Annotated in this window: 14 protein-coding genes and 1 pseudogene; all 15 read right to left on the bottom strand. The window is 49.8% G+C overall.

The window, feature by feature from the left end; translation table 11 throughout:
• Positions 1-404 (bottom strand): annotated as a pseudogene (locus ACR0P9_RS03650) (amidohydrolase); the annotation flags it as partial.
• Positions 405-630: 226 nt separating this feature from the next.
• Positions 631-1,140, bottom strand: coding sequence for a S1 RNA-binding domain-containing protein (locus tag ACR0P9_RS03645; protein WP_432617478.1), 510 nt, complete (start codon positions 1,138-1,140; stop codon positions 631-633).
• 32 nt (positions 1,141-1,172) lie between these two features.
• Complete coding sequence (locus ACR0P9_RS03640; RefSeq protein ID WP_432617477.1) at positions 1,173-1,463, bottom strand: FtsB family cell division protein; 291 nt, start codon at positions 1,461-1,463, stop codon at positions 1,173-1,175.
• A 74-nt stretch (positions 1,464-1,537) separates the two neighbouring features.
• A complete protein-coding gene (gene yabQ, locus ACR0P9_RS03635) occupies positions 1,538-1,873 on the bottom strand; it encodes a spore cortex biosynthesis protein YabQ (RefSeq protein ID WP_432617476.1) in 336 nt (111 codons plus the stop codon).
• A complete protein-coding gene (yabP, locus tag ACR0P9_RS03630) occupies positions 1,870-2,151 on the bottom strand; it encodes a sporulation protein YabP (RefSeq protein ID WP_432617475.1) in 282 nt (93 codons plus the stop codon). Before yabP ends, yabQ begins: the two co-directional genes overlap by 4 nt.
• 88 nt (positions 2,152-2,239) lie before the next feature.
• Positions 2,240-2,482 (bottom strand): RNA-binding S4 domain-containing protein, encoded by a 243-nt coding sequence (locus tag ACR0P9_RS03625; protein ID WP_216469082.1) that lies wholly within the window; start codon positions 2,480-2,482, stop codon positions 2,240-2,242.
• Positions 2,479-2,754, bottom strand: coding sequence for an HU family DNA-binding protein (locus tag ACR0P9_RS03620; RefSeq protein ID WP_432617474.1), 276 nt, complete (start codon positions 2,752-2,754; stop codon positions 2,479-2,481). Before ACR0P9_RS03620 ends, ACR0P9_RS03625 begins: the two co-directional genes overlap by 4 nt.
• The gene (mazG, locus tag ACR0P9_RS03615; protein WP_432617473.1) at positions 2,732-3,535 is read right to left on the bottom strand and encodes a nucleoside triphosphate pyrophosphohydrolase; all 804 of its coding nucleotides are present in this window, start codon (positions 3,533-3,535) and stop codon (positions 2,732-2,734) included. The genes ACR0P9_RS03620 and mazG overlap by 23 nt, the downstream gene beginning before the upstream one ends.
• Before the next feature lie 21 nt (positions 3,536-3,556).
• On the bottom strand, positions 3,557-4,900 hold the full coding sequence (locus ACR0P9_RS03610) for an oligosaccharide flippase family protein (RefSeq protein WP_432617472.1): 1,344 nt from the start codon (positions 4,898-4,900) through the stop codon (positions 3,557-3,559).
• Positions 4,901-4,974: 74 nt separating this feature from the next.
• A complete protein-coding gene (locus ACR0P9_RS03605; protein WP_432617471.1) occupies positions 4,975-5,373 on the bottom strand; it encodes a zinc ribbon domain-containing protein in 399 nt (132 codons plus the stop codon).
• A 27-nt stretch (positions 5,374-5,400) separates the two neighbouring features.
• Positions 5,401-6,321 carry a uridine kinase family protein gene (locus ACR0P9_RS03600; protein ID WP_432617470.1) on the bottom strand — a complete coding sequence of 307 codons (921 nt, stop codon included), beginning with the start codon at positions 6,319-6,321 and terminating at the stop codon, positions 5,401-5,403.
• A 10-nt stretch (positions 6,322-6,331) separates the two neighbouring features.
• Positions 6,332-7,816 carry a coproporphyrinogen dehydrogenase HemZ gene (gene hemZ / locus ACR0P9_RS03595; protein ID WP_432617469.1) on the bottom strand — a complete coding sequence of 495 codons (1,485 nt, stop codon included), beginning with the start codon at positions 7,814-7,816 and terminating at the stop codon, positions 6,332-6,334.
• A complete protein-coding gene (locus ACR0P9_RS03590; RefSeq protein ID WP_432617468.1) occupies positions 7,813-8,463 on the bottom strand; it encodes an MBL fold metallo-hydrolase in 651 nt (216 codons plus the stop codon). The genes hemZ and ACR0P9_RS03590 overlap by 4 nt, the downstream gene beginning before the upstream one ends.
• Positions 8,464-8,474: 11 nt before the next feature.
• On the bottom strand, positions 8,475-8,933 hold the full coding sequence (gene dtd, locus ACR0P9_RS03585; protein WP_432617467.1) for a D-aminoacyl-tRNA deacylase: 459 nt from the start codon (positions 8,931-8,933) through the stop codon (positions 8,475-8,477).
• Positions 8,934-8,943: 10 nt separating this feature from the next.
• On the bottom strand, positions 8,944-9,583 hold a 640-nt coding region (locus tag ACR0P9_RS03580), incomplete at its 5' end, for an ACT domain-containing protein (RefSeq protein WP_432617466.1).

Raw genomic sequence — 9,583 nt, 5'->3', positions numbered from 1 at the left:
TCAATCCGGCGGCCTGCCGTCTTGATCGCAGCGATTTGTCCGGCAATCGGATTGCAGCTGCCAGGAGATACCAAACAGCAGGTCACGCCTGCCTCGCGCGCCTCCTGAAAACTGCGCTCCATTGGATTAATGCCGTCAATGACGCGCAGCTGCGGCGTAATCGGGTCAGTATCCTCGTTTCCATCCTCTCCCTCAAAACCAAGAGAGTCTTCAAACAGTCCCAAATGCGTGTGCGCATCAACAAGTCCCGGCAGAATCCATCCGCCGTGTACGTCAATCCATTCACCTTCCGGCACAGTTTCCATCGACCCGATTGCGGAAATCTTTCCATTTTCTACGGAAAGAAAACCATTTTCGATGATTTCACCCTCCATTGGGACAATTTTCGCATTGCAAAGTATCATTGCTTCTCCTCAAAAAACAATTGACAATTTCTGGTAATCATGATACGATAACCACGGTGGCAGGAAACTGCTATCCATGCACCGTTCATATCTTTATCCCCACAATCCATTCACCCTTCGGCTCGCCGAAGGGTATTTTTTTGTTCGTACAAAAAAGCAGACATGACAATGCCGCCTTCCCGAAATATCATACGAAAAGAGCGACATGTCTGTTTGCTTTGTGTTATTATTTGCGGCGGCGGGAACCGTTCTTCTTATCGGTGTTGCGGCGCAGATCTGCCATCCGGCTCTCGCTGTCCTGCATAAAGTGCTTGAGCTTATCCTCAAAAGAAGCTGGTGCTTCCTTTGCTGCCGGACGCGGCGCATAACCCTGGCGCTGCTGGAACTTTTTGCCGCCGTTGGAGCTGCCTGTGCGATTCTGATAGCTTCCGCGGTTGGTATTGTGATTTCCACCGTTCTGATTGTTGTTGCGGCGGAACGGACGCTGCTCGCTGTTCTGTCGCGGCTGCGTCTTTTTGATCGACAAATTCACACGACCATTCTCGTCAATGGCGATGACCTTCACCTTGACTTCCTGACCCTCTGTCAAATGATCGCGGATGTCGCTGACATATGACTGATCCACTTCAGAGATATGTACCAAACCGCTCTTGCCCTCTGGCAGCGAAACAAACGCGCCAAACTTTGTGATTCCGGTTACCTTGCCGGAAATGATTTCTCCTACAGCCAACTCCATACTATTAAACTGTTTCCTCCATATACTTTTGGTTACTGCTCCGAGCTATCGATAAACACACGCTCACCAGGCGATGCATATCCCAGCACATCACGAGCAATCTTTGCGATGGACTCATCGGTCACGCCCTCATTCAGCGATTTCTTCAGATCTTTATTCACGGTCTTTTCCTGACTGATCTGGTCATCCAATGTTTCAACCTGTCGCTGAAGCTCACGAATCTGAATCTGGAGAGAAATCGGTTTGACAATAACAACCGCGACAACAACGGCAACAATTAACTTGCTCACTAGGCTGATTTTCTTGTTTTTCGGCTTGCTCATCCAATCCCTCCTTCAATGATTACGATACTATTCTATACCACCACATGCAAAAAGAAAAGGATTTTTTTTATTTTTTACGATTTTTTTGAAAATTTTCTCTTTCCTGCACGCTTGTGCATCCATTTCCAAAAACGCCGCACCCAGCGTCCAGCGGTCAGCTCCCACAAAATACCACCGAGCAGCATGGAAACTGGCAAGAAACCGCGCATTCGCTGCTGAAAAATGCTGACGGCAAGCACAAACAGTGCCGCGCCGCTCGTCATGGAAAACAGCGCATCCAAGAAAAATGTCAGCCCTGCGCTCCTCCAGTGCTGTCGAATCAGCCAAAACGCATCATACAACGCGCCAAGTGCTAACCCGCAGATGCACGCAGCAAGCACGCCGTACCATTGTTGCTGTACGATATTCATTGAAACAACCTGCGAAGAAATCCGCCGGATGTGCTGTTGTCATCGTATTCCATGCAGTCGATGCGTCCTGTGATGCGCAGCTCGCCGGTATCTAAGCTGAGCTGATCGACATGCAGGTCGCTGCCGCGCACGAGCAAGGTCCCCCAGCCTGTAGCGACAATGATTTGGTTTTCATCAAAATTTGCAACGTCGCTGACGCCGGAAATCGACAGCTTTTTTCTGTCTTGCAGGGAAATTCCGTGCGGCAATGCCTGTTTTTCCGCCGTGTTGCGTTCCATATACGCTCCCCCTATCCTGTTCTATCCATGCAAAAAGCCCTGACACTATTCTATGTGTCAGGGCTTTGCGTTATGCGTTTGTAAACACTCACGGAATCTCTCGATACAGTGCGGAAGCATCGTTCTTGAGAACATGCTCTGCAATGTTGAGAACTTCTACTTTCAGCGTTCTCTGTCCGAAGGTGATTTCAATGACATCACCGACTTTTACTTGATAGGACGCCTTTGCCTGCTTGCCATTGACCAAAATACGGTCATTGTCACAAGCTTCGTTTGCAATCGTTCTTCGCTTAATCAAGCGGGATACTTTTAAATATTTATCCAGTCTCATGTGTTTATTTTCTCCTTTAATTGTTTGGATGGGCGAAATACCGGAATTTTCATTGCCGGAATATCAAATTCCTGCTTTCCTGTCGGCAAATGCCCTTTTCTTGCGGCACGATGGCGCACTTCCATCACACCAAAGCCGGAAATAGTGATTTTTTCCCCCTGTGCCAACGCATCTGCGATACAGGCAAATACTGCCATCGTGGCCAGTGAGGCTTCTTTCTTTTTCATACCCGTATAATCGGAAACCCGATCAATCAATTCGTTTTTGTTCATCCCTTTTACTCTCTTCCCAAAGCTCCAGCATTTCCCGCAGCGTCAAATCTCCAACCTGCTTCCCCTGTGCAGCAGCCCCTTCTTCTACATGGGAAAACCGATGAATAAACTTCTCCGTCGTATGATTGAGTGCTTCTTCCGGATCGGTATGGGCAAATTTTGCCACCTTCACCGCCGCAAACAGCAAATCACCGATTTCCTCCGGCAAATTACCGTCTCCGTGTTCTGCGCGGCGCACTTCGTCCAATTCTTCTTGGACTTTGTCCAGCGCATTTTCTACGCTGTTCCACTCAAATCCAGCCTTTTCTGCCTTTTTCATGACCTTTTCGGCGCGAATGAGTGCCGGAAGTGTGCGTGCCACACTGTTCATAGTATCTGTAACGCTTTCCTGGTGCTTTTCTGTTTTTTTGAGGTCATCCCAATTGTTCAGAATATCCTGTGTGGAATCTACCTGCACATCCTTAAATACATGCGGATGTCGATAAATCATCTTCTTACAGATGCCGTCAATCACATCATCTATGTCAAAATGTCCTTGTTCTTCTTCTATGGTCGTGTGGAAGACAACCTGAAACAGCACATCACCCAATTCTTCTTTGAGCAGTTCGGTGTCTTCGTTGTCGATTGCCTCGCACACCTCATACGTCTCTTCGATGAAATCACGGCGAATACTGTGATGATCCTGCTGTCGATCCCACATACAGCCCTCTTCACTTCGTAAAATGCGCATTACCTGCAACAAATCGTCAAAATGATATTGCTTTTTTATTTCAAAGTCCATAAAACATGTTTCCTTTCTGTTCTATCTTCTCGGATGCAGTACATGCGCGATAAATGCTAGATTCATGACCAGCAAAATGCTATAACAAGTCAACGTGCCAATCGGCAGTGCCAAGATATTGACATCCGGCTGTCCAGCCAAATAGAAACCCACAGCAAATTTTACCGTGCAGGCAACAGTCATCGCATAGACCGACAAATCCGGTCGTCCAAATGCCTGCAAAATGGAGATGGTAACTGTAGACAATCCGACAAGCGGTTCCGCCACGCCAAGCAGGCGCAGCAAGGGAATTGCCGTCTGCACACCACGCGGCTGAGATGCAAATAAAAGCCGCAATAGCGGCTCCGCCAATACAAATAATCCAATTCCACACGGTATACATACGAGCAATGTCAGCCCCATAGATGACCGCAGCAGCCGTCTGGTCTGTTTTTCTTGTTTTTTGGCGTGCGATGCTGACAATGCCGGAAGCACGCTGACAGATACCGCATTAGAAAGCGATTGCGGCAAATTAAACAGCGTCAATGCCATACCGGTATACGCACCATACGCCGCGACAATTTCTTGGGCAGAAAATCCCGCCGCAGGCAGGCGTCGATATACCACGGACATATCTAGAAAGCCGGAGACCGTCATGACAGCTGCTCCCAATGTCACAGGAATCATCAGCTGCACCAGTTTAGAAAATTCATTCTGTTCTTTCGGTGGATGACGCAGAGCCTGCCAAGCACCACGCCGCACGCTCCACAGCAGATATAACACGGCAAGCAATTCGCCACAGGTCACGCCAAATACCGCACCTGCCGCTGCGCCCGCGATGCCATACCCTGCATCCAGCAAAGTGCTCGCTGCAAACAGTCCGACGACGAGCTTTCCAACCGCCTCTGCCACTTGCGAGATAGCTGTCGGAATCATATCGCCGGTACCCTGATACCAGCCGCGCAGTGCTGCCTCAATCGTCACCAAAAATACTGCCGGTGCGATGAGCAGCAGACACGGCACAGCGGCGGTCTGTCCAAACAGCTGGCAAAGCAGCGGTGCCGCTGCCGCCAGAGCCAGCGATAGCAGCAAAGATGTCACTGCAAATACAGACACCGCTCGCACGGTAATTGCCTTTGCCTGCTCCCGCCTGCCAAGCGCCAACGCTTCCGACACCAAATGTGCCTGTGCCGCAGGAAGTCCCGCGGCAGAAATCACAAACAGCAGCGAGAAAAACTGCATGGCAAACGCAAACAGACCCATGCCGCTGTCTCCGATGAGATTGGTCAGTGGAATTTTGAACAGCGCACCGAGAATCTTAACAGTGACACTGGAAAGAAGCAGTGCTGCCGCACCGCCGACATAGCTTGCCTTGTTCCGTTTCATGCCCGTCCTCCTATGAGACAAGGTATGAAACGGAACGCCGGATTAGAAGCGGCGCAGGTTATGCTGTGCGCTTATCAGAGCTGTGCACCGCAGTGGCTGCAAAATGTGTCATCTTTTTTGCACTGCTTACCGCAATTCGGGCAAAACAGCGCAGAACGCTCTGCGTTCAGCTGTGCTTGCAGTTCGCCCATCTTTTGCAGCTTTTCATCAATGAGCTGTAGCTTAATCTGCAACGCTGCCTGATCCTCTTCCTTGCCTGTATGGACGCTGTAGACCATCTTGCCGATTTCTTTGTACAGAATTTCCACTTCGGTGTTCAGATCGAAAATCTGTAAATTCAGCTTGGTCGCGTTGAGCATGTTCACCGCGGTCTTTCCTGCGGCGTCCGCTGCTTTCGCCGCAGTCACGCCGGTACGGGCAGACAGAATTTCCGCTGATACCTTTGCTTTTTCAAAAAAGTTCGTCTTGTCCATAGAAATGCTCCTCTCTAGGCGAGTTTCTTATCCAATAAATTCATGCATGATCGAATTGTCCGGAATCAGACTGAGATCATGGATTTCTTCAAATTGATCCAATGCTCGCACCAAATCCGCTAATCCTGCGTCTATCATCTCCTGATGATACGGCGCGGCATCATGCTTGAGCTGATTCATTAAAATACAGTCCTCATACGGCAGATACGTATTGACGATAAAATCCGCTGATGGAATATACGGACGGATGTACAGTCGTTCTCCGCGCCGAACAGACCGCCACATATTGATGGTCTCCGGCACCGGTGCATCGCGGAAGTTCTTGTCTCGAATGGCGCGGCGCACAAAGCGCAGCACATGCGGTGCCAAACGCCAGTTATTTGACAAAATCAGCTGAGTTCCCACCGCCATATACACAGAAATAGACGACTCACGCACCTTTGCCATCAGCACATCGTTGAGCGCATGAATACCTTCAATGACGGCAATTTCGCCCTTTTCCAATCGTACTTCTTTGACTTCCTCTGTTCGCACGTGGTGCATAAAATCATATGTCGGTACTTCGATGGTTTCCCCGCGCACCAACGCCGCCAAATGGTCGCTGAGCATCGGCAAATCCATACACAGCGGAGACTCTAAATCGTCGTGTCCCTCTTCGTCCTTCGGGACAATATAGCTGTCGCGGCTCAAATAGTAGTCATCCATTGAGATGGCATAGGAGTGAACACCTCTGCGCTCAATAGCATCTCGAATGCGGTGAGACGTCGTCGTCTTGCCGCTGGAAGACGGACCATTGAGCAGCAAAATTGTGCGGTCATATTGATTTTCACAGATACAATCCGCAATGCTCTCAATGACGTTGGTATAGCTTTGTTCGGATTGTGCAACGAATGCCGCCGGATCGTGCCGACAGCGCTCATTGATTTCGTTGATCTTTACATGAAACATGTATCTTTCCTCAGTCTGACAAAGAGGAGCCGGATTTTGCCCAATCCAGAATCGCCTGTTTGCCTGCATTGATTCGTTCTAATGAAACATTGTATTCATAGGGATATTTCGGGTTGCTGATACGCCGGATTTTTCTTCCATCCGTGCCCAGCAGCTTGGTAACACCGCCTGCACCGAGTGAAACGATGGTTTGCAGTTCTTCCATCATGTAAACATTGTACTTACATTCATAGCCCATCTTACACCAGCCGACATTCTCAAAACCGCCCGCCATAAACTTCTGTCGATACAGATAATATGGCGCATATCCTGCCGCTGTCAGCTTTTTGGATGCAATTTCCAGCATCTGGCGAACAGCTTCCTGTTTTTTCGCATTGTGTGCGCGGTCATGCTGATCTGCGCCGCGTTTTGCCGCCAGCGTATGCACTGTGATATTTTCCGGATTCAGTGCAAGCAGGGTATCTATCGTATGGGCAAAGCTTTCCGGTGTATCGCCGTCCAAGCCTGCAATGGTATCCATATTGATGGCGGAAAAGCCTACTTCCCGTGCTGTTTGATAGCGATCCAGCACATCCTGTGCGCTGTGATGGCGTCCAATGCCTTCCAATACGGCATCGTTCATGGACTGCGGGTTAATGGAAATACGGTCTACACCATGTTTCTTGAGCACAAGCAGTTTTTCGCGTGTGATGGTATCCGGTCTGCCAGCTTCCACTGTGAATTCCTCCAGAGCCTGCAAATCAAAGGATTGATGCACGGTCTGGAGCAGACAATCCATCTGCTGTGCCGAAAGGGTAGTCGGCGTACCGCCGCCGATGTAAATGGTGACGATGCGCAGACCCGCCTGTCTGAGAATTTCTCCCGTGTGTACAATTTCTCCGCACAGAGTATCCAGATACTCTGCCATCAGCTTGCCCGCCTTCTCAATCGAATGGCTGACAAAGGAGCAATAGCTGCATCGAGACGGGCAGAACGGAATGCCGATATAAATCGAAATATCATTCGGATGGATTTTTTCTTTCAAATCCATAGCGATACCTGCGGAGCGGATGGCCAGCGCACGCCGTGCTGCCGAGACATGATAGGTCTCCGTCATCAGTTTTGCCACTTGCGCCGGTGTATAGCCCTGCTCCATAAAGCTCCGCGCAAACTTTGCCGGACGCACACCGGTCAGCGAGCCCCATTCCGGCACAGTATCCAAAAACGGAGAGACTGCCTCAAAAATGGCGGTTTTGACTGCATGAGTGCGCGCACGTTTGGTCTGCTCAGCATCATCGGAAATCGGTGCGCGCCGCTCTGCGCACGCTTGTTTTCCCTGCCGCACACAGCACACGCGAATGCAATTTTCCATGCCAACTTGTTCCACGCAGACGCCCAAGGCATCTACGTCCTCCGGTGCGCTGTCTGCGCGTTCTGGAATTTCTGTCGGCAGCAGATTATACAGCATTTCCCGAACAGGATGGTCATTTTCCAGACCTTGTATGGTATAAATCATCTGCCGACTGCCTCAATCATATACGGATTGTGCTGCCGTTCATGCTCCAAGGTGGACAAGCCCTCATGTCCCGGCAGAACGCGGAAATCTCCCGGCATATCATGCAGCTTCTTGAGCGAACGAAGCATATCGTTCCAATTACCGCCTGGCAGATCGGTTCTGCCACAGTTCTCACGGAACAGCGTATCGCCGGTAAACAGCACCGCATCGTCCAAACGAATCACACACGAGCCAGGCGTATGACCCGGTGTGCTGTAATACGTTGCTGTCATGCCGCCAAACGAAACCGTTGTGCCTTCTCCCGCCCAAATATCTGCACCCGGAAAATCAAAACGGCTCATCAGCTGTCTGCCATATGCGCCGAACGGCGACAATGCCGCGTTGGCGTCGAGCAAATATTCATCCTGCTTGCTGACAACAACCTGCGCACCTGTCGCGCGCTTAATCGCACCGACGGCAAGAATGTGGTCAAAATGCGCATGGGTCAGCAGAATATACTTCAGCTGAATGTGTTCTTCTTGTATGGTCTGGATGAGCTGTTCTGCTCGATCTCCCGGATCGACAATCGCACCCTCATGTGATGTTTCGTCCCAGACGAGATAACAGTTGGTAGCGACATCGCCTACCACAAATTGCTTGATTTGCATAGTATTTCCTCTTATTTCTTTCGCATCAGCTCATCGGTGTCCAGCAAAATAGTCACCGGTCCATCGTTGAGCAGCTCAACCTTCATATCTGCACCAAATTCGCCGGTCTGGGTTTCAATGCCCAGACCATGGCAGCAATTGACAAAATATTCGTACAATGTATTTGCTTGCTCACCTTTCGCAGCTTTGGTAAAATTCGGTCGTTTTCCCTTGCGGCAGTCGGCATACAGCGTAAACTGGCTGACAACCAGCAGTCTTCCGCCAACATCGGCAAGAGCTAAATTCATTTTATCATTTTCATCGGTAAAAACGCGCAGACCGGCAATCTTTCTTGCCAGATATAAGGCCTGCTCTTGGGTATCTTCCGGTGCAACGCCGAGAAGAACGAGAAAGCCCGTTCCGATTTCACCGGATACCTGTCCCTCTATGGTTACTTTTGCGTGCGTGACGCGCTGTAATACGGCTCTCATTGCATCCTCCTCACATGGTCTGGCGCGTGACGTTAATGACACCGCGCAGGCCGCGCAGCTTCTTTGTCAGCGCATCCAGCTGTGCCAGACCTGTGACGGCAATGACAATATTGATAATGCCGTAGCCTTCAGACAATGTTTTGCCATTAAAGTCCTTGACGTTAATATGATTATTCGCTAACAGCTGCAATACATCGTTCATGACACCCATGCGGTCATTGGTAGAAATCTGAATCGCCGTGCTGAATCGTTCTTTCGATTCCACATGGCTTTCATCCCAGTACACCGTTACCCAGCGTTTTCGGTCTTCCGGATTGGCATTTTTGACATTGACGCAATCCTTGCGGTGCACAGAAACACCAAATCCGCGGGTAACATAGCCAATGATGTCATCGCCCGGAACCGGGGTACAACATCGTGCAAACTTTACCTTACAGTCAACATCATCCAGACCTTCGACAATCACGCCGGAATCCGAGTGTCCGTTCGCCTTCGGCCGAGAATTGAGCGGCTTCTGTTTTTCTTCCTGTTTTCTCGCGCGAATGACTTCATCGCGCACTTTATTCAGCACTTTCGTTACGGTAAGACCGCCATAACCCAGTGCATTGTACAGTTCTTCCAGATTTGCATAGCCGAATTTCTTCAAAATA

The sequence above is a fragment of the Butyricicoccus sp. genome (assembly GCF_050872565.1).
Taxonomy (GTDB): Bacteria; Bacillota; Clostridia; order Oscillospirales; family Butyricicoccaceae; genus Butyricicoccus_A.
This window is presented reverse-complemented; position numbering and strand designations above follow the sequence as displayed.

Bases quoted from the DNA above. Each gene is read 5' to 3' on its own strand.
- ACR0P9_RS03645 (WP_432617478.1), bottom strand. From the start codon at position 1,140: ATGGAGTTGGCTGTAGGAGAAATCATTTCCGGCAAGGTAACCGGAATC.
- ACR0P9_RS03640 (WP_432617477.1), bottom strand. From the start codon at position 1,463: ATGAGCAAGCCGAAAAACAAGAAAATCAGCCTAGTGAGCAAGTTAATT.
- yabQ (WP_432617476.1), bottom strand. From the start codon at position 1,873: ATGAATATCGTACAGCAACAATGGTACGGCGTGCTTGCTGCGTGCATC.
- yabP (WP_432617475.1), bottom strand. From the start codon at position 2,151: ATGGAACGCAACACGGCGGAAAAACAGGCATTGCCGCACGGAATTTCC.
- ACR0P9_RS03625 (WP_216469082.1), bottom strand. From the start codon at position 2,482: ATGAGACTGGATAAATATTTAAAAGTATCCCGCTTGATTAAGCGAAGA.
- ACR0P9_RS03620 (WP_432617474.1), bottom strand. From the start codon at position 2,754: ATGAACAAAAACGAATTGATTGATCGGGTTTCCGATTATACGGGTATG.
- mazG (WP_432617473.1), bottom strand. From the start codon at position 3,535: ATGGACTTTGAAATAAAAAAGCAATATCATTTTGACGATTTGTTGCAG.
- ACR0P9_RS03610 (WP_432617472.1), bottom strand. From the start codon at position 4,900: ATGAAACGGAACAAGGCAAGCTATGTCGGCGGTGCGGCAGCACTGCTT.
- ACR0P9_RS03605 (WP_432617471.1), bottom strand. From the start codon at position 5,373: ATGGACAAGACGAACTTTTTTGAAAAAGCAAAGGTATCAGCGGAAATT.
- ACR0P9_RS03600 (WP_432617470.1), bottom strand. From the start codon at position 6,321: ATGTTTCATGTAAAGATCAACGAAATCAATGAGCGCTGTCGGCACGAT.
- hemZ (WP_432617469.1), bottom strand. From the start codon at position 7,816: ATGATTTATACCATACAAGGTCTGGAAAATGACCATCCTGTTCGGGAA.
- ACR0P9_RS03590 (WP_432617468.1), bottom strand. From the start codon at position 8,463: ATGCAAATCAAGCAATTTGTGGTAGGCGATGTCGCTACCAACTGTTAT.
- dtd (WP_432617467.1), bottom strand. From the start codon at position 8,933: ATGAGAGCCGTATTACAGCGCGTCACGCACGCAAAAGTAACCATAGAG.